Source organism: Streptomyces venezuelae, assembly GCF_008642295.1.
GTDB classification, from domain to species: Bacteria; Actinomycetota; Actinomycetes; order Streptomycetales; family Streptomycetaceae; genus Streptomyces; species Streptomyces venezuelae_C.
In genome coordinates, this window is sequence record NZ_CP029190.1 from 7,257,962 (window position 1) to 7,280,207 (window position 22,246).

A 22,246-nucleotide genomic window follows, 5' to 3' on the forward strand; every position below is an offset into this window, starting at 1 on the left:
ACTCAACGCGCACACTGCCGCTCCCGCGATGCCGGCGCCCCGGGCGCCGGTCCGTCCACGGCCCAGGGCCCGGAGTCAGCGAGGCGGCGCGCCGAACGCGCCGGCGCGGGCCGCCGCGGCGGAGGCCGCGGCGGCCCGCCGCGGCAGCGTCGGGTCGGGGGCGGACCGGAGCAGCAGCAGTTCGTGGTAGAGCGGGGCGGTCGCGGCGACGAGCAGCGCCCGGCTGTCGGCCGGGCCGGGCAGCTCGCCCCGGTCGGCCGCGCGGGTGACGACCACCGCACACCGCGCGTAGCGGTGCTCCCAGAAGCGCGACAGTGCTTCCGCCGCCTCCGCCGACCGGAACCCGGCGGCGATCAGGGCCGTGGTCACATTCGGCCCGCGGCCCGCCAGCGCCTCGTACACCTCCTGGTTGAGGGCGGTCAGGTCGTCCTCCAGCGACCCGGTGTCCGGTGGGCTCCAGGTGTCGTCGGACGCGGCGTCGAGTACGTCGGCCAGCAGCCGGCCGACGTCGCCCCAGCGCCGGTAGACGGTCGTGCGGTGGACGCCGGCGCGTTCCGCGACCGCGTCGACCGTCAGCCCGTCGTACCCGGCCTCCAGGAGCAGCACGCCCACCGCCTCCAGCACCTGGGCGCGGACGCGGGCGCTCCGGCCGCCCGTCCGGCGCCGAGTCGTGGCCGTCGTGGCCGGCTTGGCCGGTTCCTGTCGGCCGGAATCATCGCTTGCCTGTGCAGGAGAATCCATGTCAGCATCTTAACGCAACATCCGTCGCCTTAAAGGAGAACTCCGGTGCTCATCCACGACATCACCACTCACCGCACCGCCACCACCATCACCGCTGCCGCGAAGACCGCCGAACCCCTGGAGCCGCCCCATGACCGCACAGCTCACCGCAACTGACCTCACCAAGTCCTACAACGGCCGCCTGGTCCTCGACTCCGTCGACTGCTCCGTCCCCGTGGGCGAACGCCTCGGCATCGTCGGCGAGAACGGCTCCGGCAAGTCCACCCTGCTCCGGCTGCTGGCCGGGGCCGAGCGCCCCGACCGCGGCGAGGTCGTCCTGCACGCCGATGGCGGCGTCGGCTACCTCGCACAAGAGGAGCACCTCGCACCGCACCTGACCGTCCAGCAGGTGGTCGACCGCGCCCTCGCCGAGCTGCGTGACCTGGAGCAGCGCCTGCGCCGCCTGGAGGGCCGGATGGCGGACGGCGACGCCACCGCCGAGACCCTCACCGCGTACGCCGACACCCTCACCGCCTTCGAACTGCGCGGCGGGTACGACGCGGACGCCCGCGTGGAGCGCTCCCTGCACGGCCTCGGCCTGCCCGCCCTGCCCCGCGAGTCCGCCGTCGGCAGCCTGTCCGGCGGCGAGACTGTCCGACTGCGCCTGGCCGTACTGCTCGCCGCCGCCCCCGAGGTGCTGCTCCTCGACGAGCCCACCAACCACCTCGACGGCGCCGCCCTGACCTGGCTGGAGGACCACCTGTGCGCCCGGCGCGGCATCACGGTGGCCGTCTCCCACGACCGGGCCTTCCTGGAACGCGTCGCCACCTCCCTCCTGGAGGTCGACGGCGACCTGCACCGGACCGTGCGGTACGGCAACGGTTACGCCGGCTACCTCGCCGAGCGCGCCGCCGACCGGCGCCGCCGCGCCGAGGCCCACACCGCCTGGCGGGCCGAGGCGGCCCGGCTGCGCGAGGCCGCCACCGTCACCGCCCGCCGGGTGGCGCCGGGCCGGGCCATGAAGGACGGCAACAAGATGGCGTACGACCGCGCCGCCGGCCGCGTCCAGCAGTCGCTCGCGAGCCGGGTCCGCAACGCCGAGGAACGGCTCGCCCGGCTGCTGGCCCGGCCGGTGCAGGCCCCCGCGGACCCGCTGCGGTTCACCGCGGTACCGCGCACCGCCGCCGGACCCGGAACGCCCGCCGGTTCCGGCGGCACGGGACGGGTGTTGCTGGCCGCGGCGGGCGTCGCGGTGGAGGGCCGGCTCGCTCCGGTGGACGTGACCCTGCCGGCCGGCGGCAGACTGCTGGTCACGGGCCCGAACGGGGCGGGCAAGAGCACCCTGCTGCACGTACTCGCCGACACCCTGGCCCCCGACCGCGGGCAGGTCGTACGGCACGGCCGGATCGGACTGCTGGCCCAGCACACGGACGCCGGTGCCGGCGCGGGCGGCGGCGCGGGCGGCGGCGCGCAAGGCGCCGCGGGTGGCGGAACACTGCTCGCGGCCTACGCCGCAGGCCGCCCCGGGACGCCCGAGGAGCACGCCGGGCAACTGCTCTCACTGGGCCTGTTCGCCCCCGACCGGCTGTCCGCTCCCGTCGGCTCCCTGTCCGTCGGACAGCGGCAGCGGCTGGCCCTGGCCCGTCTGGTCACCGAACCGGCGGACGTCCTGCTGCTGGACGAGCCCACGAACCACCTTTCCCCCGCGCTGGCGGAGGAACTGGAGGAGGCCTTGGCCCGGTTCGCCGGCGCGGTGGTCGTCGTCAGCCACGACCGGCGGCTGTGCGCCCGCTGGCCGGGCGACCGGCTCGCCCTGCACGCCCCGGCGCCGGCCGCAGCCCGCCGCTGACACCGGACCGGCCGTACCACCCCCCTCTTCGCTGACAGGACGCCCCACTTGACCACCTCCGTAAGCCCGCTGGGCACCCTCACCCTCCCCACCCCGGACTCCGGCCCGTACGCGCTCACCGTCGGACCGGACGGCCGGCTGTGGTGCACCCTCGTCCGCACCGGGCGCATCGCCCGTCTCACTCCCTCGACCGGCCACGTGGAGGAGTTTGCGCTTGACTCCGCCGACTGCGGCCCCACCCTGATCACCGCCGGACCGGACGGCGCGCTGTGGTTCACCCGGTACCGCGACCACCGGATCGGCCGGATCACGGTGGACGGCGAGAGCCGCTCGTACGATCTGCCCGGCGGCGCGGGCGGCCCGTACGGGATCGCGGCCGGCCCCGACGGCGGCCTGTGGTTCACCTGCACGAACTCCGACCGCATCGGCCGGATCGGCACGGACGGCCGGATCGTCGAGTTCCCGCTGCCGTGCGAGGGGGGATTCCCGTCCTTCCTCACGGCGGGACCCGACGGGGCCCTCTGGTTCACCCTCAACCAGGCGAACGCCATCGGCCGGATCACCGTCTCCGGCGAGGTCCGGCTCCACCCCCTGCCCACGCCCGGCGCCGCCCCGGTCGGGCTCGCGGCCGGCCCGGACGGGAGCCTGTGGTTCGCCGAGATCGGCGCCGGCCGGATCGGGCGGCTCACGACCGGCGGAGCAGCAGGCATGGAAAGCACCGAGTTCGCCGAGTTCGCGCTGCCGGAGGCGGACTGCCGCCCCCACGCCGTCGCGGTCGCCCCGGACGGCACCTGCTGGTTCACCGAGTGGGGCACCGGCCGGATCGGCTCCGTCACCCGGGACGGCCAGATCACCGAACACCCGCTGGCGTCCCCCGACCGCGAACCCCACGGTCTGGCCTTCGCCCCGGACGGCACGCTGTACGTCGCAGAGGAACACGGCGGCATCTCCCGCTGGGAGGTGCACAGCCCCGGAAACCTGTCGGCAGACCCCAGTTGAGCCGAACACCGTCGGGGTTGAAAACCGCTGGTCAGATAGGGTGACGGGATGACCGAGGCTTGCCTGCCGACGACGTAGCGCCCGCACCCACCGGCCCCGGCACCGTCGTGGGGACGGCTACCTGTCGTGGCTGGAAGTCTGTTCATGGAGCGACGACACCGAGGTGACACTCGCCGCAGCGTGTCACTGGCTGCTGCAGGTGCAGACAGGCCCTTGATCCCGATCCACGACCACCAGGGGGAAGCAGTGCCCGTAACGGTTGCGCACGCACGAGGAGACAGGCCGGACCGGCCGCCGCGAATACCGGAGGTCGACGCCCTGCGTGGCTTCGCCCTCCTGGGCATCCTGCTGGTCAACGCGCTGATGATGGCGAGCCCGTACGCCCTCGGAGTCGCCGACGACCCGGGCGCCACCACCCTCGACCGGACCGTCGAGGGCATCGTCCAGACCTTCGTGGTCGGCAAGTTCTACCTGATGTTCTCGTTCCTCTTCGGCTACAGCTTCACCCTCCAGCTGGCCTCCGCCGAACGCGACGGCGCGAGCGCCGTCCCCCGGCTGCTGCGCCGCTCGCTGGGCCTGCTCCTTCTGGGCGTCCTGCACGCCGTACTGCTGTACATCGGCGACATCCTCATGACCTACGCGGTACTCGGCCTGATCCTGATCGCCGCACGCAACTGCTCGCCACAGACGGCCCTGCGTGCAGCCAGAATCGTGTACGGCTGCGTGAGCGGCCTCCTGCTTCTCGCCGGGCTGGCGTCCCTGCTCATGTCGGACGCCGAAGCGGCCGAACTGGACGCCGAACTCGCAGCGGGCTTCGCCGGACTGGTCGACGACTACCGCGGCGACGCCGCATCCGTCGTACAGGCCAACATCGGCCAGCTGCCCGACGCGCTCCTCGCCGCGCTGGTGATGGGCGGCTTCGTCGTGGCGGCCTTCCTGACCGGCCTGCACTGCGGCAAGCGGCGCCTGCTCACCGACACCGGAATGGGGATGCGCCGCATCTTCGTGCTCGGTGCCACCGTCGGTCTGCCCGGCAGCCTCTTCATGGCTCTGGCCATCAGCGGCCCGCTCGGTCCCCGCTGGGCAGTCCTCGGCCAGATGGTGGGAACGGTCACGGCCCCAGCCCTCACCGCCGCCTACGTCTGCGGAATGCTCCGCCTCATGCAGACCGCCCGCGGTGCGCGCATCGCAGCGCTCTTCGCCCCCGCCGGCCGCATGGCCCTGACGAACTACCTGAGCCAGTCCCTGGTGATGGCGCTGGTCTTCACCGCCTACGGCTTCGCCCTGTACGACCGCCTCAGCCCGGCCATCGTCGTGCTCGGCTCACTCGCGCTGTACGCCACCCAACTCGCCCTCAGCACCCGACTGATGGCCCGATACCGGTACGGCCCGGTGGAATGGCTGCTCCGGACGGTCACCCTCGCCCGGCTCCCGCACGCCCGCGACAGGTCGCCGGCGACACCCTGACCGGCCGGCCGGCGCAAGGGCCTGTTCAAGAGGCAAGAGGCAAGAGGCAAGAGGCAAGAGGCCACTTGAACAGGAAAAACGCAACTTCGACATGGCCCGCAGAGGCAGCTACCTTCACCTGGTCTTCGGCGCTCGCCAACCAGGGAGAGACGCATGTCCCATCTTGCTCTGTACACATTCGGCGTCCTGAAATCACCTCTCACCGATCCCGCACCCCTCACGCGCGAGTTCTACGAGACGGGTGAGGCCGTCTACCAGAAGATCAGTCAGCACCCCGGGTACCTCGCTCGTGCCGAACCGGCAGACGGTGACCGGGGCATGCTCTTCGAGGCGGACTGGGGTGCATGGGGAGAGTTCGCCGTACCGACCTGGTACGGCAAGGGCCGTACCGTGGAAACCACCGCCCTGGCCACGACCCTCTCACTCTGGACCGGCCCGCGCCCCGCCTTCGACGCCGTCTACACCGGTCTGCACCGTGCGGCGCTGAACAGGCGCTACGAATGGTTCGAGAGGACAGGGAACCACCCGAACTACGTGTGCTGGTGGGTCTCCGACGGAGAGATACCCACCTGGCAGGACGGGGTTTCCCGGCTGGAACACCTCCACGACCACGGCACGGCGCCGCACGCCTTCACCTTCCACCACCCCTTCACCCCGGACGGAACTCCTGCGGCCGGTCTCACCCCGTGAACGCCGACCCGCAGTACCCACTTTTTTGTGGGTACTTGGCGGAGTCCGACGGCAGGGAGATCCTGATCAAGGGCGGCCGGATGACCGCCACCTGATCGATCCGGGGGAGAAGCGGGGTGACCGTGCGATGCGACGTCAGGAGGCCGACTGGGCGTCCGTGAGCCGCTGCAGGCGGCGGTGGCCCCAGTCGGAGACGGGAGCCAAGACCTCCGAGAGTTCCCGCCCGACCGCGGTCAGGGAGTAGAAGGTCTTCAGCGGGAAGGTGTCGTGCACCTCCCGGTGGACCAGTCCATCGGATTCCATCTCGCGCAGCGCCTGGGTCAGCACCTTCTCGCTGAGCCCCGGCACCATCCGGCGTAATTCGCCGGGGCGGTGCGGACCGGATTCCAGCAGCCAGAGCAGCGTGGTCTTCCACTTCCCGTCGATCACGGCGATCGCGGCGGTCACTCCGCACACATCCGGGTCCTGAGCACGACTGCGCGTCATCTTCGCCCCCATATCACTACACACTGTCGATTTATCGATTTATCTACACATCTACGGAGTTGGGCCATGTCCGCATTCACAGAACAGTCTGCCGTCACCGTCCTCGGTTTGGGGGCGATGGGCCGAGCCCTGGCAGGTGCCTTCCTCGACGCCGGCCTGCGTACCACGGTATGGAACCGTACGCCGGGCCGGGACCGGGAGTTGGTTGCGCGGAGCGCGGTCAGCGCCGGGTCGGCGGAGGAAGCGGTTGCCGCGAGCGGGCTGACGGTGGTCTGCGTCGTGAACTACGACGCGGCGGACACCATTCTGCGGCGCGAGCCGGTCGCCGCCGCGCTCAAGGGGCGTACGGTGGTCAACCTGACCGCAGACACGCCGGACCGGGCCCGGGACACCGCGGCATGGGCGGCCGGGCACGGGGTCCGCTATCTGGACGGCGCGATCATGACACCGACCGTGACCATCGGCACGCCGGCCGCAGTGTTCATCCACAGTGGCCCGAAGGACCTCTACGACGAGCACCAGCCCGTCCTCGCGGCGCTGGGCGGCACCCACACCCACCTCGGTGAGGACATCGGCCGGGCGGCGGCGTACGACATCGCGCTGCTTGACATCTTCTGGACCGCCATGGCGGGCTTCGCCCACGCGGTGGCGGTGGCGCGGGCGGAAGGGATCACCGCCCGCGAACTGGCCCCGTTCGCCAAGGGGATCGGCGACCTGCTCCCGACCATCTTCGAAGGGCTCGCGGAGGAGGTGGACAACACAACCGCCTCCGACGACAGCCCGATCACCTCGGTCGCCTCGTCCATGGCCCATATCGTCCACACCTCCGAGGCTCATGGCATCGACGCGAGCGTGATGCGAGCAGCCGAAGGCCAGGCCCGCCGGGCCATCGGCCTGGGCCACGGCGCCGACGGGTTCATCCGGATCGCCGAACTGCTGGGCCGCCGCTGACGCCGGTTCCGCGAGGCGGCGTCCACGGCGGGCCCTGGCAGCCGCCGCGTACAGGGTCAGGGCGCCGTCGCCCCGCTGAAGGGTCCCGTCAGGGCGTACGTGATGTGATCGCTGAGGTGGGGCAGCCAGTCGGGCCGCGCATTTCCGAGGAGGTGGTCGCCGTGCGGCACGGACAGGTACCTGCCGTGCGGCGCCAGCCGGGCCAGCGGCTCGCCGTTCGTCACGCCGGGGATGACGTCCTGCCCACCGTCCACGACCAGCAGCGGGGCCGCGATACGGGGTGCCAGGGCGGCGAGATCGACCTGGCGGACGAACTCGCGGGCCGCTGCCCCGGCTCCTCCGGTGCGCCGGGCCATGAGGTCGTGAACCGGCGGGGGCAGTTCCGCCCAGTCGAGGCGGAAGGGACCGCTGACGGTGGCCACGGCCGCCACCCGCGGCTCCAGCGCCGCCGCCCGGGCCGCGAAATAGCCGCCCAGGCTCAGGCCGACGAGCCCGGCGCGTTCGACGCCGAGGGCGTCGATCACCCGGCCCACGACCCGCTCGTAATCCGGCGTGAAGGTCGTGGTGGCTGCCAGCACGCCCTGTCCGGGGCCGTCCATCGCGAACACCGCCAGCCCCCTGGCCAGCAGCGCGGACACCAGATCGAGGAACTCCTCCTTGGCCGAGTCCAGTCCCGGCACGACGATCACGGTCCCCGGCGCATCGGACGGGCCGCGCAGCCAGCCGGTGAACCCCTCGCCGCTCACCCGCCTCGCACCGGGCTCCAGCACGGTGAGGGCTCTGCCCAGGGCATGGTCCGCCTCGGCTGCGGCACGATGTGCCTCCGCGTACGGCGCCAGCGTCGCCAGGTGGAACCACCGGGCGGCCATCAGCAGGTACTCACCCGCCGTTCGGGATGATCCCGCGTCCTGCGCACGCCGGAGGTAGCCGTGTCCGGTCCGGACAAAGGACGGCCCCCAGTCGGCAACGGAGGCGAGGCCGCCGGCGACGCGCCGGTACTCGTGCGGGTCCACCCCGGCACCGGTGGCACGCGTCCATTGGGCAGCGGCGAACGCGGCGGCGGACTCGGCCGCGGACTCGGCCGCGAACCCGGCGTCGGCGGCGATTCGGCTGGTGCTCATCGTGTTCCTCCGGTCAGCAGAACGGCCTTGCCGCGTATCGTGCGCTCTCGCAGGTCGACCAGGGTGTCGGCGGTCTGCGCCCAGTCGGCGACACGGCCGATCTCCGGGTGCAGCCGGCCCTGTTCCACCAGGCTCACCAGCGCCGCGAGGTCGGAGCCGTACGGGGCGCCGCCGCCGGCGTAGTGGAAGTGCTGGATCGTGACGCGTTCGGGCCCACCGAGCAGGTGGAAGAAGTCGAGGGTCACCGGCGTGCGGCTCGCCTGGCCGAACCAGACGAGCAGGCCGCCCGGGCGCACCTTCGACAGGGCGAGTGCCAGAGCCGGCCCACCCGTGGACTCCAGCACGACATCGAACGGTCCCCGGGCCGCCTCGACCTCGTGCACCACCGTCGCGCCCAGCTCCGCGAGCCGCTCGCCGCGCTCCGGTGTGGCCGTGACGGCGGTCAGCTCGGCTCCGGCCCCCACGGCGAGCTCGGTGACGTAATGGCCGACGCCACCCGAGGCGCCCGTCAGCAGCACCCGGCGGCCGGCCAGGGAACCGGCCGTACGGAGCAGCCGCAGGGCGGTGATCCCGGCCAGCGGCAGGGCTGCCGCCCGTACGCTGTCGATGCCGTCCGGGAGCACCGCGAGCGAGTGCGTGGGCACGGCGGCGTACTCGGCCCAGCCGCCCTGCGGCGGGTGCCCGACCACGCGGGTGCCGATGCCGGGGCCGGACCCGTCGGCTGCCGCCTGTACGACGAGCCCCGCGATGTCCTTGCCGGGCACCAGTCCCGGCCGGGGGTGTTCGAGGAGGAACGTCTCGCCGCGGTTCAGGGCGAACGCCTCGACCTTGATCAGTGCCTCACCGGGCTCCGGCACGGGCTGAGGGACTTCGGCGAAGGCCACCGGGCGCGCCGCGTCCCCCGTGGGAATCAGTCTCTGCATGGAGAGGATGCAACCCCCACGGACACCCCGTGATCCAACAACGAACAAGCAAGACCGACAACCATTGGTTGTCACCTATGGTGGGGGCCATGGATCTCGACGTGGCGCAGGTACGTGCCTTTGTGCGCACCGCCGAGGAACTGCACTTCGGCCGGGCCGCCGGGACGCTCGCCATCTCCCAGCAGGCACTGTCCAAGAGGATCGCGCGGCTGGAATCCCTGCTCGGGACCGAGCTCTTCCAGCGGCGCGGAGGCAACGGAGTACGCCTCACGGAGGCCGGACAGCGCTTCCTCCCCCCGGCCCGGCAGACCGTGGCCGCCGCGGACGCCGCGGTTGCGGTGGTGCTCGGGGAGCAGCGTCCACTGCGCGTGGACGTCTGGGGGCACCTCTACACGCCGATGCGGACGCTGGCTCAGGTTGCCGGACGAGCCGGGGAACTGACGCTGGGGCACGGGCGCGATCTGCCGTCGGTGACGACGGCACTGCTGCGCGGCGACATCGACGCGGCGTTCGGCCGGGTCCACCCCCCACTGCCCGCCGGGCTCACACACCGACTCGTCCGCCTCGAACCGGTGGACGCCGTACTGAGTACGGACCACCCGCTCGCAGCCGCACCGGCGCTGCGGCCGGACCAGTTGCGCGACAGCACCCTCTGGGCACCCGGTGCACTGGACCGGCTCGACTTCCTCCACCGGTTCGCCGACCGGTTCGGCATCCGGAACACGGCCACGAGCATCAACCTGGGGCTCGCCCACTTCCTCACCGAGGTGGCGGAAGAGCCACGACGCTTCTCGCTGGTCCCCGCCGACGTGCCCCTGCCGGAGATTCCCGGACTGTGCTCCGTCCCCCTGGTCGACCCCACGCCGCTGTACGCCTGGTCACTGCTGTGGCGCACCGGAAACGGGCACCCGGGACTGACCGGCCTCGCCACCGCCTGCGCCGAGGAGGCAGGGCGAAGGCGATGGCTGGAGTACGCCCCGACCCGCGACTGGCTCCCTGAACCACCGCCCGGGCCGTAGCACCGTCACGACGGGGCGAGGACGCAGAACTCGTGGCCCTCGGGGTCGGCCAGGCAGGTCCACGGGACGTCGCCCTGGCCGAGGTCGAGGTCGGTGGCCCCGAGGGCCCGCAGCCGGGCCACCTCCGCTGCCGGGTCGTCACCGGCGTACGGCAGCAGGTCCAGATGGACGCGGTCCGGCACGGTCTTCACGTCGGGGGTACGGAGGAACTCGAGATACGGGCCGACGCCCTGGGCGGAGCGCAACGACGCGTGATCGTCGGTCACCTCGTGCAGGGTCCAGCCGAGCGCCTCGCCCCAGAACCGGGCCATGGCCCGCGGATCCACGCAGTCGACGACGATTGCGGCGACCGGCCCGGTGTCCCGGTAGATCTCCCGGGGCTCCAGCACGCAGAACTCGTTGCCCTCGGGATCGGCGAGGACCGTCCACGGTACGTCCGCCTGACCCACGTCGACGGGCGTCGCACCGAGAGCCTTCAGGCGCGCGACCAACTCCGCCTGATGGGCGGGGGAGGTGGTGGCGAGATCGAGGTGCACACGGTTCTTCACGGCCGTCTTGGGTTCCGGGACGGGGACCACGTCGACGCAGACGAACACCGGGTCGGGCCAGACGAGGCCGCCGGCGGGACCGACGTAGGTGGTCACGCCGGGGCTGTAGGCAGTCCAGCCGAGCGCCTCCGCCCAGAACCGGCCGACAGCCGAGCCGTCGAGAGCCTTGATGTTCACCTGAACAGGTCGCAGCGCCATGCCGGCGATCTTATGCGCCCGCTGATACAAGCCGCACGACGTGCCCTCCAGCCGCGGCGGTCACGCGCGCACGTGCAGCCCGAAGCCCGAGCGGCCCGCGGGCTCCAGACCCTCCTTCAGTTGCAGTGAGGGGATCTCGTAGTCGCCGAAGTTCTGCCGCCGGAACGGGATCGGCTCGGTCGTCTCCAGAGTGAGCAGGCGCTGCTCCCAGGCCTTGGCGACGTCCGCGTAGTCCTCGCCGGTCATGCGGTCGGTGCCGTACAGCACGAACGGCGGCAGCACCTCGATGCCCGGGTAGTAGAGGATGCCGTGGTGGATCGGGAACAGCAGGTCGTCGATGGGACCGTTGATCCCGCGGGCGGCGTAGTGCGACTCCGGGCCGCCGGCGGTCACCGACAGCAGGGCCCGCCGGCCCGCGAGGGTGCCCTCGCCGAAGCGGTCGCCGTACCTGGTGTCGCTGTGCTCGCCCACGCCGTACGCGAAGTGATAGGTGAACACCCGGTCCACCCAGCCCTTGAGGATCGCGGGCATGGCGTACCACCACAGCGGGAACTGGAAGATGATCGTGTCGGCCCACAGCAGTTTCTCCTGCTCGGTGACAACGTCCGGGGTGAGCGTCCCGGCATCGAAGGCCCGGCCCGAGTCCAAGGCGACCTTGAGCGGACTCGAGGCTTCGGGGCCGTAGTCGGCGGCGTCCACGACCGCCTTCCAGCCCATCGCGTACAGATCGCTCACCCGTACCTCGTGCCCGGCGGTCTCCAAGGTGGACACGGCGAGGTCCTTCAGCGAGCTGTTGAGCGACTTCGGCTCCGGGTGGGCGTGGACGATCAGCGTCTTCACGGGAACTGAACTCCTTCGGATCGGGTGCTGGTGCTTCCGATCCTGGTCGCTGCGGCGTCAGGCGTTCAGGGGCGCCGCTTCCGGCGGACCGGACTTCCTGGTATCGGCAGGACCACCTTCGCGGGCATCACCGAGCCCATACTGGGGGCATGGACGATCTTGCGGGCTTCCTGCGGACCCGGCGTTCCCGGGTCGATCCGGCGGCCGTCGGCATCCCCGCCGACAGCCGGCGCCGGGTGGAAGGGCTGCGCCGCGAAGAGGTCGCGCACTTGTCCGGAGTCAGCGTCGACTACTACGTACGCCTGGAGCAGGGCCGCGCCACCCAGCCCTCCGAGCAGGTCCTCGACGCACTCGCCCGCGTCCTCGGCCTGAACGAGACCGAGCGCGGGCACCTCTACCGGCTCGCCCGGCAGCGCCGCCGCCGCGCGAAGGCGCCGGGCGGGCGGGTCCGGCCGGAGCTGCTGCGCGTACTCGAACTGGTCGCCGGCGCGCCCGCGCTGATCATGGACCACCGCCTGGACGTGCTCGCCGGAAACCGCCTCGCCGGGCTCCTCTACGGCCGGCCGATACCGGGCCTGAACACGGCCCGGCACGTCTTCCTCGAGGAGGCTGGGCGCGGCCTGTACGCGGAGTGGGAGAAGTGCACCCTCGACGTGGTCGGGCACCTGCGCCTGGCCGCCGGAAAATACCCCGAGGACCCGCGGCTGGCCTCGCTCATCGGCGAACTGGCGATGGGCAGCGAGCGTTTCCGCCGCCTCTGGGCCCGCGCGGACGTGCGCGCCCGTACCCATGGACCCAAGGCGTACCGGCATCCGCTGGTCGGACTGCTGGAACTGCACCACGAGAACTTCGCACTGCCGGACGACTCGGGTATGGAGCTGCTGGTGCTGTCCGCGGCTCCCGGCAGCCCTGCGGAGGACGGACTGCGCCTGCTCGCGGGCCTGGGCGCGGACAGGAGTGACGCGCATCCTGCGGTGAACGCACCGATGTGATGCCCACCACTCACCGGGCGCCTCGGGGCATGCGTACGTGATCATGAGCCGAATGGACGACGCTCGTTTCCTCGGTATCGCCGAACTGACCGAAACCGAAACCCCATCCGTGGCCGTCGTGGTCGATGTCATGCGTGCTTTCACCGTGGCAGCCTGGGCCTTCGCCCAGGGCGCGGAAAAGATCGTTCTTGCCGAGTCCCTGGACGAAGCCCTGGCGCTCAAGGCGCGCCACCCCGACTGGGTGGCGCTGAAGGACGGTCCGCTCGCGCCCGGGTTCGACACCGTCAACTCACCCGGCCTGCTGCGGTCCATCGACCTCGGCGGACGGACCGTTGTGCAGAAGACCACGGCAGGGACGGTCGGTGCCCTTGCCGTCAAGGAGGCGCAACTGGTGCTGTGCGCCGGCTTCGTGGTCGCGGAGGCAACAGCGCGGCTCTTGCGGACGCGCAGGAGTGCTGACGGTGTCACGTTCGTGGTCACCGGCGAAGACGGACAGGCCGATGAAGATCTGGCCTGTGCTCAGTACATCGCCCGGAGGGCCACCGAGACGGGGACCGAGACGGAGCCCGGAACGGATGCCGCCGAGTTCCTCCGCCGTGCTGCCGAGTCGCGCGCCGCTGCCGAACTGGCGCAGGGGGTGCGTCAAGGAGTCCATGCGGATGACGTCGCGCTCTGTCTCGAGCTCGACCGGTTTCCCTTTGCGATGGTGGCGACCTTGGAAGACTCGCTCATGGTCCTGCGTCCACAGAGAATCGTTCATCCTCATCAGGATGGCCGTCCGTAGCAGGCAGCGATGGCGGCGGCGCGGTTGTGGAGGGAGTCGCGCAACCACTGCGGGGCCAGGGCCTCCGCGCTCGTGCCGAGCTGCCACAGCGCCCATTCGGCGTGCCTCGGATCCTGGAAGGCCACTTCCAGCCGCAGCCAGCCACCTGCGCCGGCTTCCTCGGCGGCTTCCTCCGCTTCGTCGGTGACGACGGCCAGCGCGGTGCCCACCAGTTCCTCCCGGCGCGCCGGGTCCACCCGTACCCGTACGGTGACTTGGTCGCCGCCCGCCCGGAACCGCCTGCTGCGTTCCTGCCAGACCCGGTCCAGATCGACCCGCTCCGGTCGCTGCGCCGGTTCGGCGAGTTCCTCGGCGGCCAGGATGCGGGACAGCCGGTACGTGCGGTCCGCGCCGGACCGCGAGGCCAGCAAGTAGCCCTGGCCGCGCACGGTGACGAGGCCGATCGGGTCCACCGTGCGCCACTTCGGGGTCCGGTACACGGCCGCATAGCGGATGCGCAGCCTGTGTCCGGCGAACACCGCGCGCCGCACCTCGGCCACGACGGCGTCCGGCACTTCATCGGCCTCGGCATCCACCCGGCGCGAGAGGAGGTCGGTCTCCGGGTCGATGAGCAAGCGACGAGTCGCGCCGGCCGCGGTGGCCCGATAGCTCTCCGGCAGCGCGTCGACCACCTTGCGCATGGCCGACGCGAGCGCCGGGCCGAGACCGAACGCCTGAGCGCCGCGCCGCGATCCGGCGATCAGCAGGGCAAGTGCCTCGTCGTGGTTCAGCCCGGTGAGCTCGGTCCGGAAACCGGGCAGCAGCTCGAAACCGCCGTGCCGGCCGCGCTCGGCGTAGACCGGGACACCGGCTGCGGACAGCGCATCGATATCGCGCAGCACGGTACGGGTGGACACTTCCAGCTCGCGGGCCAGCGTGGCCGCGGACAGCCGACCGTGCTGCCGCAGCAGCAGTACCAGCGAAACCAGCCGATCGGCGCGCACACGAAAACGCTACCGGAATACACGACACACGATGTCGTGATTCGCTGCGAGGCTTCACCACGTCACAGGAGAGCACAACACACAGGTCCATCGCGCACGAGAGGTGATCCCCATGGCACACGCCATCGTCAATCCGGATGGTTTGCACGACCCGGTTCCGTTCGGCTACAGCCACACCGCCACCGTCCCCGCAGGCACGGAACTGGTGCTGATCGCGGGTCAGTACGGATCGGGCCCGGACGGTTCGGTCGTCTCGACCGATTTCGCCGAGCAGGTGGAGCAGGCGTTCCGCAACGTCGGCGTCGCCCTTGCCGCCCATGGGCTCGACCTCGGTCATGTCGTCCAGCTCAGGACGTACGTGGTGAACCATGACGTCAGCAAGCTCGGGCCGATCGCCGCCGCCGTGCAGGAGCGCTGGGGCACGAAGCCGCCCACCCAGACCCTCATCGGTGTCGCGAGCCTGGCGGCGCCCGACGTGCTGTTCGAGGTCGAGGCCCTCGCCGCCCGTCCCTGACGCCGGCGACCGCGACCGACGCCGACCCGCCCGCCCGCCCTCGCCCGTTCCCCCCGCGGCCCTACGTGTCACACATCCGCGGCGGGACAGGGCGGGTTGAAGTCGACCGCCGGGAAGTACTGGGCCCATTGGACTCTGTTGATCCGGGGATACGCGCTGTCGCAGACGCGGGCGGCGACCCGGTCCAGAGCGGTGTCCCACAGCCGGAGCGTGAAGTCGTTGCCGCCGGTGGCCAGGGTCTTGCCGCCCGGGCCGAATGCCACCGCCGGCACGGGGTTCGAGTGGCCGGTGAGGACCGTGGGACTGGGGGTGCCGGCCCCACCGCTCACCTCCCACAGCAAGGCCTTGCCGTCCGCGGCGCCGGCCGCCAGTCGGCGGCCGTCCGCGTCGAAGACCAGCGTGTAGAGCCAGGAGCCGGACGCCCGCAGCCGCGTCACCTTCGCCGGGCGGCCGGCGCGGCCGGTGTCGCCGGCCCTGCCTGCCCGGCCGATGGCGTCGGCGGTGTCGAGGTCGATCAGCCAGACCCTCTTGTCCGCTCGGTGGAAGGCGGCCAGTCTCCGGTTGTCGGGGCTGAACACGCCGCCGGTCAGAGGGTCCGACCGGAAGGGGGACGGCAGTTCCCGGGGGCTGCGCGGATCGCCGATGTCCCAGAACCGCAGCGAACCGGACTCGCCGGTGCTCGTCACCAGCGTGCGGCCGTCCGGCCGGAACGAGGCCATCGTGACATGCGGCCCGTTCGGCCCGCCCTCGCCGATCCGGCTCAGCAGCCGCGGACGGTCAGGGTGGGTCAGGTCCCACAGTCCGGCCGTGTGTTGGGCCCAGACGGCCAGCAGGCGGCCGTCCGGGCCGAAGCCCACCCCGCCGACTTCGCCGCCGCCGGGGCTGAAGGCCGAGGTCAGCCGCGGCTTCCGTGGATCAGTCACGTCCCAGACGCGTACGGTGGCGTCCTCGGCGGCGGTGACCAGGGTGCGCCCGTCCGGGCTGAACACCACGCACCGTACGAACCTGGTGTGTCCGTGCAGGACCGACAGCGGCCACAGGGCCCGGCCGCCGCCGGTGACCTGCCACAGCCGTGCGGTGCCGTCCCAGCTGGCGCTGGCGAGCAACCGGCCCCCGGGCCCGAACGCCACGGACGTCACCACGTCGTCGTGGGTGCCGAGCGACAGGTCCCGCAGGTCCAGGAGCCGGTCGGAGTTGGCGAGCGTACGGCCGTCCGGGGTGAACGCCGCTTGGTAGAACCCGCCCTGAACCGTGCTGGTCCGCTTCGGGCTCGCGGGGGCGGCGGAGACGTCCCAGAAGTGGGTGGACCCGCCCACCGAGACGAGCGTGCTGCCGTCCGGACTGAACGCCACCGACCAGACGATCGCGGGATGGCCGAGCAGCACGGCCGGCGGCTTCGCCGAAGCCCTCACAGCCGGGTTGCCGTTGACCGTGCCGATATCGGCGATGTCCCAGACGCGTGCGGCGCGATCCCAGCTCCCGGTCGCCACCAACCGGCCGTCCGGGCTGAAGGCAGCCGAGGTCACCGTGTCCGTATGTCCGCGGAGGACGTCGAGCAGGACCGGATGCGCGGGGTCGCCGACATCCCACAGTCTGGTGGTGGTGTCGCCGGTGGTCGCCAGCCTGCGGCCGTCCGGGCTGAACGTCGCCGAGGTGACCCCCTTGCCGGTATGGCCCGGCACGGTGGCCAGCAGCCGCGGCCGGCGGGGATCGGTCACGTTCCACAGCCGCGCCGCGCCGTCGGTGTGCCCGGTGGCGAGGACCCCGCCCCCGGGCCCGTACGCCACCCACGTCGGCGACGCGGCCGGCCGATCCGACGCGGCCGGCCGACCCGCCACATCCGGCACATCCGGCAGCGTGCTCAGCTCGGCGGGCGCCCGCCGGTTCGCCACGTCCCACAGCCTCACCGAGCGTTCGCTTGCCGTGGCCAGGACCCGGCCGCCCCCACCGAACGCCACCGCCATCATCCGCTCCGGCCGGCGCAGGACGGCCAGCTGTACGGGGTGGTGGGCGTCCCCGATGTCCCACAGCCGGACCGTACGGTCCCAGCTCGCGGTGGCCAGGACCGTGCCCTTCGGGGCGGCGGAGCTCGAGCTCGCCACGGAGATCGAGACCACGTCGGAGGTGTGCCCGGTGAGCCGGCCCGTGTACGGCGTCGCGTACGCGCTCATGAGCTGGTCGCGTACGTCGCCGGTGCCGGGGCCCGCGGGTGCTGCCAGCCGGTACGCGGCCAGGCTCAGCTGCGCGGCGAGCGCGGGATTGTGCTGCCGCACCTCGGCCGCGTCCGCGGCGGCCTTCCGCGCAATGGCCACATTGCGCTGCTCGATGGCCGAATCGCGCGAGTCGACCGCCAGCACACCCGCGGTCGCCGCGATCACCACCAGCACGGTGAGCAGCGTGACCAACTGCCGCAGCCGGACCGTCCGCCGCCTGACCGCCGCCATCTCGCCGGCCTGCACTTCCCGGCTCGCATGGAGGAACCGCCGCTCCCTGGAGGTCAGCCGGCAGCCGTCCGCAGCGGCCAGGTCCAGCGCCGCCGCCAGGTCCAGGGCCGCGGCCAGACGGGCGCCCCGGTACAAGGCGTGCGGGTCGCGGTCCTGCGCCTCCCAGGCGGCGGTCGCCTCGGTGAGCTGCCGGTGCAGCAGCAGCCGTTCCCGGTCCTCGGTCAGCCAGCCGCGCAGCCTCGGCCAGCACCGGATGATCGCCTCGTGGGTGATCTCGACACATCCCTCGTCCAGCGTCACCAGCCGTTGCCGGGCCAGGGATTCGAGTACGAGGGCGGTGTCGGGACCCGGGTCCAGCTCGTCCCTGGTGATCCGGCGCCTGGTGTCCTCCGTACCGTCGCCCAGCGCGGTCAGCCGGAGGAACAGCGACCGGGCGAGGTTCTGCTGCCCCGGCGACAGCGCCCGGTAGGCGGACTCGGCGGTCTGCGCGAGTGCGTGCTGGATGCCGCCGGCCGCCAGATATCCGTCCAGGGTCAGGCGGTTGCCGCAGCGCCGGCGCCAGGTCTCGACCATCGCGTGCGAGACCAGGGGCAGCGCCCCCGGCTGACCGGTCGCGTCCGCGACCACGGCCGCCAGCAGCGGGCCGGTCACCGTGCAGTCGGCGAGCACGGCCGGCCGGGTGATGGCCTCGCGCAGCTCCTGGCTGCTCATCGGGCCGACCGCGAGCTGCGCGTCGCGCATCACCTCGACCAGGCGGGGGTCCTGGACGCAGTGGCCGTAGAAATCGGCGCGTACCCCGAGCACCACCCGGGTCCGGCTGGTTGCCGCCGTGGTGGCGGCGACCAGCAGGGCAATGAACGCCTCTCGTTCACCCCGGTCCCGGCAGAGGGTGAAGACCTCCTCGAACTGGTCGACCACGACCAGCGCGTCGACGCCGGGTGTGCGGTCCATCGCGGCCACGGCCTGCCGGATCCGCAGGTGCAGCGCCGCGGGATCCTCCAGGAGCTCGGCCATCAGCGCGCCGGGAGCCTCTCCCGTCATCGCGGCCAGCTGGACCGCACACTCCTCCACGGGATGCGGGCCCGGCGTGAACAGCAGTACCGGCCACCCCGATCCTTGAACTCGGGCGACGAGCCCGGCCCGCAGCAACGAGGACTTCCCCGATCCGGACGGCCCGAAGACCGCCAGGAACCGGCGGTCGTGCACCTTCGCGAGCAGCTCGCCGGTCAGCCGCTCGCGCCCGAAGAAGCGGTCTGCGTCTTCCGGCTGGAAGGCGGACAGCCCCGCGTACGGCGCAATGCCCGGCCGGCCGGCCTCCGCGGCCCCATCGCCCCGTGCGCTCGCACGCGCGGCAGTCTCGGCGGCGACCTCATGCCAACGGGCCTCCCAGACGCGGCGGTCGCCCTGGCATGCCCCGACGTACGCGAGTGTGACGGCAAGGCTCGGAAACGCGTGCCCGCCCGCGGCATCCGACAACGTCGTGGACGAATAGTGCGCTCTCTTGGCCAGCTCCCGATACGGCGGCCGTCCAGCCGCCTCGCGCAGCTTCCGAAGATCGGCCGCGAACCGTGTCAGCGGACCGGTGTCCAGGTCGTCGAGCGGGCGTTCGGGGCGTGGCATGGCCTCCCTCTCTGCACCTTCCTGCGGGTGACGCGTGGTGACAGATGGTGATTGTCCAGCTTTTGATGTCCGGAACCCCCGTTCCGGCGCCGGACATCAACCGACGGCTAGACAAGGCCTGCGCAACTGCGCAAAGGCGAATCGAAGGAGAGTCATGAGGTCTGTGCGACGACTGATGGTGCTGGCGGCGACCACCGGGCTCCTGGCCGGAGTTGCCCTGACGGGCGCGCCCGCGTTTGCCGCGGCCCCGCTGCTCAAGTCCAATCTGAACGGAAGGTGTGCCGACATCTTCATGGCCCATCAGGAGAACGGCTCCTCCGTCGTGTCGTGGGACTGCCACGGAGGTCTCCACCAGCAGTGGCGCTGGGACGGTGAGCAGATCCGCTCCGGCCTGAACGGAAAGTGTCTGGAGATCTACGGCCCCCATCTGGGTGACCAGGGCTCGGTGGCCATGTGGGACTGCCACGGCGGTCTTCACCAGAAGTGGTTCCGGAACGGCAGCGAGATCCGCAACCGGGTGAACGGAAAGTGCCTGGACATCCTGGCCGGCCGTCCCGAGAACGGCCAGCTCCTGGTGAGCTGGGCGTGCAACGGCGCGCGGAGCCAGAGCTGGGACTTCTGAACCCAGGCGCTGATCTGCCCTGCCCGGCCCGGTACGCGATGTGGCGGGCCGGGCCGGGCAGCTGGATTCCGGATCAGGCGTCGCTGGATGCGGTCTCGGCCTTGGGGTCGAACGGGACGGCTTTGAGGTGGTAGGTGGTGTCCACCCAGAAGTCGCCTGCCCGCGCCTTGATGGACAGTACGTACTCGCCCGGGGTGAGGGGGTCGAGTGAGCTCCACAGTCCCCAGGCCACCCGGGGGCCAAAGGCCCAGAATCGCTTGGAGGCCGCCTCGTGGAGCGGGAGCGGGATGCCGTTCAGATGGGCCTCGGCCTGTGCTGCCGGCACCCGCCTCGGCTGGGTGGAGAAGCCCAGCGCCAGGCGTTGCGTGTTGAACACGGGGAAGAACAGCGGGCGATCGGTCGGCACCGTGCAGCGCCGCACCACGCGTCCTCCGTACGTGCCCGCGAGGAACCAGACATCGGCCGACTGGCGCCAGTGGGCGTGCTCTCCTGTGGTGTCCTCCACCGGATTACGCCCGCTCGGGGCCGAGAAGGCCCACTTCCACCATCTCGCCGCAAGCTTTTCCGAATCGACTCCGGTCACAGCACTTCTCCCCCCTCCCACGCCTGCTGACCAGGCAATCGTGCGCACGGTATCGCACGCATGCGCGAACTCCGCGGCGGGGTCAGCCGGCCCGCCGGGCCCGGCAGGGGAGGACGAGGGGACGCCGAGGGGAGGACGTAGGGTTCTGCCTCGTGCCCCTGCTAGAGATATCCGACCTGATCACGGCGGTGGAACCGCGCAGCGCCCACCGGCTCCCGGTCCGGCGCGCCGACGTGATCCGGCAGCTCCGCGAGAGCGGAGACGAGCGCGCCGCCCGGCTCGTTGCCGAGCTGCCCGTGGACCAGGACGGCGTACTCGACCCGCACGCCGTGGACCGCCTGCTCATCAGCGTGCACACCGAGCTCCAGCGCCTGAACGAGGAGCTGCGGATCGGCCACCGCCTGGTCCACCTGCTCGGCCCGCTCTTCACCGCCATCCGGTCGACTGCCGGGCAGCAAGGCCCGTACCGCCTGGTCGACGTCGGTTGCGGTCTGGGCTACGCGATCCGCTGGCTGGCGGCCACCAACGCCCTCGGCGCGGACGTCGAGCTGGTCGGGGTCGATCTCGATGCCGCGCTCGTCGGCGAAGCGGACCGGCTCGCCCGCGCAGAGGACCTCGACTGCCGCTTCGTCCACGGCAACGCCTTCGACCTGCCGGAGGCCGCGACCGTCTACATCTCCACCGGGGTCCTGCACCATTTCCGCGGCCCCGCCCTGGCCGAGTTCTTCCAGGCCCAGGCCGCCTCACCGGCCCTCGCCTTCTGCCACTTCGACATCGCCGCGACCCGCCTCGCGCCGATCGGCGCCCGGATCTTCCACCGTGCCCGGATGCGCAACCCGCTCGGCCGCCACGACGGCGTCGTCTCCGCACTGCGCGCGCACAGCGACGAGACGCTGCTGCGCGCCGCTGCGGTACCCGGCATCCGCCCACTGCTGTACGAGCCGCGCGGCGCGGTGAATCCGTTCTGCACCACTCTGCGCCCGATCATCGGGGTGCGCCCGCACCTGGAGGCGCCGCTTCGCAGCGCCCTCGGACGGGACGCGCGCCGCATCGTCGGCCCGGAGCAGCTTGCCGAGGCCGGCCGCCGATGACGCCCGCCATAGCGCTCGTCCTCCTCGGCCTGGTCGACGCGGCGTTCAGCGGCTTCCGCGCCTACGCCGGCACCGACGCCCGTATCCGCAAACAACGGTTCAACGCCCGGGCCGCCGTGCGTGGGCTGGCCGTCGGGGCCGTGCTGCTGCTCGCCCCCGTGCTGACCGCCGTCCTCCTGCTGATGACCGCACGCGACCAGGGACGGACCTACGACAGGCTGACGGCCGGCGGCTTCGGCTACCTGCTCCCGCTCACCGTCTACGCCACCGCCGTACTGCTCTCGCTCGCCGCCTACTTCGCCCTGCCGTTCCGCGCCAGCACCCTCGCGACAGTCGTCGGCCTCGGCCCGCTGACCCTGCTGCGCCCGCTCGCCCTTGCCGCCGCCTGCCTCGGCGCGGTCCTCAACGGCGGCGGTGGGTCAGCCCTGCTGGTCGGCACGATCGCAGGCGCCGCCGTGCTCTGCGTCGAGCCTGCGGTACACCGACGCTGGTACCGCCACGTGCAGTAGAGAACCCGTGTGACGCCGACGCCGGTCACCCGCCGCGGCCCGCCGATACAACTATCCGCCCGCCCCCCCCGAGTCACAACGGGGACAGACCTGATCCACCATGGGAGAACGTGTGAGCACCGCAGGTGGCAGACCAGACGGCAGACGGCGCACGGCGGCCACAGGGCTTTTGCTGGCAGCAGCCCTGACCACCGCCGTGGGCTGCACCGCCGCCACCCCGAAACCGGCCACGGCAACGGCCGCGGCGGACACCTCACCCGCCACGCTATCGCCGTCGCCGACGTCGGCGACGT

The 22,246-nt window shown here is 72.0% G+C and carries 21 protein-coding genes; 12 read left to right on the forward strand and 9 right to left on the reverse strand.

The window, feature by feature from the left end; all coding sequences use genetic code 11:
- Window positions 1-75 precede the first annotated feature (75 nt).
- Window positions 76-741, reverse strand: a complete 666-nt coding sequence (locus tag DEJ50_RS32380; protein ID WP_150211595.1) for a TetR/AcrR family transcriptional regulator — start codon at window positions 739-741, stop codon at window positions 76-78.
- 130 nt (window positions 742-871) lie between these two features.
- Here DEJ50_RS32380 and DEJ50_RS32385 point away from each other — a divergent pair, with 130 nt between their 5' ends.
- The 4 genes from DEJ50_RS32385 (at window position 872) to DEJ50_RS32400 (ending at window position 5,725) form a co-directional block, all read left to right on the forward strand.
- Window positions 872-2,569 (forward strand): ABC-F family ATP-binding cassette domain-containing protein, encoded by a 1,698-nt coding sequence (locus DEJ50_RS32385; protein ID WP_150211596.1) that lies wholly within the window; start codon window positions 872-874, stop codon window positions 2,567-2,569.
- 48 nt (window positions 2,570-2,617) lie between these two features.
- Window positions 2,618-3,568 (forward strand): virginiamycin B lyase, encoded by a 951-nt coding sequence (locus DEJ50_RS32390; RefSeq protein ID WP_223838013.1) that lies wholly within the window; start codon window positions 2,618-2,620, stop codon window positions 3,566-3,568.
- Window positions 3,569-3,814: 246 nt separating this feature from the next.
- Entirely contained in the window at window positions 3,815-5,035 is a 1,221-nt protein-coding gene (locus DEJ50_RS32395; protein ID WP_223838014.1) for a DUF418 domain-containing protein, read from the forward strand.
- Window positions 5,036-5,188: 153 nt separating this feature from the next.
- On the forward strand, window positions 5,189-5,725 hold the full coding sequence (locus tag DEJ50_RS32400) for a DUF3291 domain-containing protein (protein ID WP_150211598.1): 537 nt from the start codon (window positions 5,189-5,191) through the stop codon (window positions 5,723-5,725).
- Window positions 5,726-5,860: 135 nt separating this feature from the next.
- On the opposite strand, the gene DEJ50_RS32405 is transcribed toward DEJ50_RS32400, so the two are convergent.
- On the reverse strand, window positions 5,861-6,211 hold the full coding sequence (locus tag DEJ50_RS32405; protein WP_150211599.1) for a winged helix-turn-helix transcriptional regulator: 351 nt from the start codon (window positions 6,209-6,211) through the stop codon (window positions 5,861-5,863).
- Window positions 6,212-6,277: 66 nt separating this feature from the next.
- On the opposite strand from DEJ50_RS32405, the gene DEJ50_RS32410 reads away from it, so the two are divergent.
- On the forward strand, window positions 6,278-7,162 hold the full coding sequence (locus DEJ50_RS32410; protein ID WP_150211600.1) for an NAD(P)-dependent oxidoreductase: 885 nt from the start codon (window positions 6,278-6,280) through the stop codon (window positions 7,160-7,162).
- A 56-nt stretch (window positions 7,163-7,218) separates the two neighbouring features.
- Here DEJ50_RS32410 and DEJ50_RS32415 read toward each other — a convergent pair whose 3' ends face one another.
- The gene (locus DEJ50_RS32415) at window positions 7,219-8,283 is read right to left on the reverse strand and encodes an alpha/beta fold hydrolase (protein WP_150211601.1); all 1,065 of its coding nucleotides are present in this window, start codon (window positions 8,281-8,283) and stop codon (window positions 7,219-7,221) included.
- The gene (locus DEJ50_RS32420; protein ID WP_150211602.1) at window positions 8,280-9,206 is read right to left on the reverse strand and encodes a zinc-binding dehydrogenase; all 927 of its coding nucleotides are present in this window, start codon (window positions 9,204-9,206) and stop codon (window positions 8,280-8,282) included. The genes DEJ50_RS32415 and DEJ50_RS32420 overlap by 4 nt, the downstream gene beginning before the upstream one ends.
- 89 nt (window positions 9,207-9,295) lie before the next feature.
- Between DEJ50_RS32420 and DEJ50_RS32425 the strand changes: the two genes are divergently transcribed.
- Window positions 9,296-10,225 (forward strand): LysR family transcriptional regulator, encoded by a 930-nt coding sequence (locus tag DEJ50_RS32425; protein WP_150211603.1) that lies wholly within the window; start codon window positions 9,296-9,298, stop codon window positions 10,223-10,225.
- 5 nt (window positions 10,226-10,230) lie between these two features.
- Here the strand turns inward: DEJ50_RS32425 and DEJ50_RS32430 are convergent, their stop codons facing one another.
- Both DEJ50_RS32430 and DEJ50_RS32435 read right to left on the reverse strand, forming a co-directional pair.
- The gene (locus DEJ50_RS32430; protein WP_150211604.1) at window positions 10,231-10,971 is read right to left on the reverse strand and encodes a VOC family protein; all 741 of its coding nucleotides are present in this window, start codon (window positions 10,969-10,971) and stop codon (window positions 10,231-10,233) included.
- A gap of 60 nt (window positions 10,972-11,031) precedes the next feature.
- Window positions 11,032-11,811, reverse strand: coding sequence for an NAD(P)H-dependent oxidoreductase (locus DEJ50_RS32435; protein ID WP_150211605.1), 780 nt, complete (start codon window positions 11,809-11,811; stop codon window positions 11,032-11,034).
- 149 nt (window positions 11,812-11,960) lie between these two features.
- Between DEJ50_RS32435 and DEJ50_RS32440 the strand changes: the two genes are divergently transcribed.
- Window positions 11,961-12,803: a helix-turn-helix transcriptional regulator gene (locus DEJ50_RS32440; RefSeq protein ID WP_150211606.1), complete on the forward strand. Its 843-nt coding sequence runs from the start codon at window positions 11,961-11,963 to the stop codon at window positions 12,801-12,803.
- A gap of 52 nt (window positions 12,804-12,855) precedes the next feature.
- The gene (locus DEJ50_RS32445) at window positions 12,856-13,587 is read left to right on the forward strand and encodes a 2-phosphosulfolactate phosphatase (protein WP_317852576.1); all 732 of its coding nucleotides are present in this window, start codon (window positions 12,856-12,858) and stop codon (window positions 13,585-13,587) included.
- On the opposite strand, the gene DEJ50_RS32450 is transcribed toward DEJ50_RS32445, so the two are convergent.
- Entirely contained in the window at window positions 13,569-14,570 is a 1,002-nt protein-coding gene (locus DEJ50_RS32450) for a helix-turn-helix transcriptional regulator (RefSeq protein ID WP_150211607.1), read from the reverse strand. The two genes, DEJ50_RS32445 and DEJ50_RS32450, sit on opposite strands and share 19 nt — an antisense overlap.
- 112 nt (window positions 14,571-14,682) lie before the next feature.
- Here DEJ50_RS32450 and DEJ50_RS32455 point away from each other — a divergent pair, with 112 nt between their 5' ends.
- Window positions 14,683-15,084, forward strand: coding sequence for a RidA family protein (locus DEJ50_RS32455; RefSeq protein WP_150211608.1), 402 nt, complete (start codon window positions 14,683-14,685; stop codon window positions 15,082-15,084).
- A 68-nt stretch (window positions 15,085-15,152) separates the two neighbouring features.
- On the opposite strand, the gene DEJ50_RS32460 is transcribed toward DEJ50_RS32455, so the two are convergent.
- Window positions 15,153-19,148 (reverse strand): hypothetical protein, encoded by a 3,996-nt coding sequence (locus DEJ50_RS32460; RefSeq protein ID WP_150211609.1) that lies wholly within the window; start codon window positions 19,146-19,148, stop codon window positions 15,153-15,155.
- Window positions 19,149-19,302: 154 nt separating this feature from the next.
- Here DEJ50_RS32460 and DEJ50_RS32465 point away from each other — a divergent pair, with 154 nt between their 5' ends.
- Complete coding sequence (locus DEJ50_RS32465) at window positions 19,303-19,770, forward strand: RICIN domain-containing protein (protein WP_150211610.1); 468 nt, start codon at window positions 19,303-19,305, stop codon at window positions 19,768-19,770.
- A gap of 73 nt (window positions 19,771-19,843) precedes the next feature.
- Here the strand turns inward: DEJ50_RS32465 and DEJ50_RS32470 are convergent, their stop codons facing one another.
- Complete coding sequence (locus DEJ50_RS32470) at window positions 19,844-20,275, reverse strand: hypothetical protein (RefSeq protein WP_223838015.1); 432 nt, start codon at window positions 20,273-20,275, stop codon at window positions 19,844-19,846.
- 230 nt (window positions 20,276-20,505) lie between these two features.
- Here DEJ50_RS32470 and DEJ50_RS32475 point away from each other — a divergent pair, with 230 nt between their 5' ends.
- Both DEJ50_RS32475 and DEJ50_RS32480 read left to right on the forward strand, forming a co-directional pair.
- Window positions 20,506-21,444, forward strand: coding sequence for a class I SAM-dependent methyltransferase (locus DEJ50_RS32475; RefSeq protein WP_150211611.1), 939 nt, complete (start codon window positions 20,506-20,508; stop codon window positions 21,442-21,444).
- Window positions 21,441-21,953, forward strand: a complete 513-nt coding sequence (locus tag DEJ50_RS32480; RefSeq protein WP_150211612.1) for a hypothetical protein — start codon at window positions 21,441-21,443, stop codon at window positions 21,951-21,953. Before DEJ50_RS32475 ends, DEJ50_RS32480 begins: the two co-directional genes overlap by 4 nt.
- Window positions 21,954-22,246: the final 293 nt, after the last annotated feature.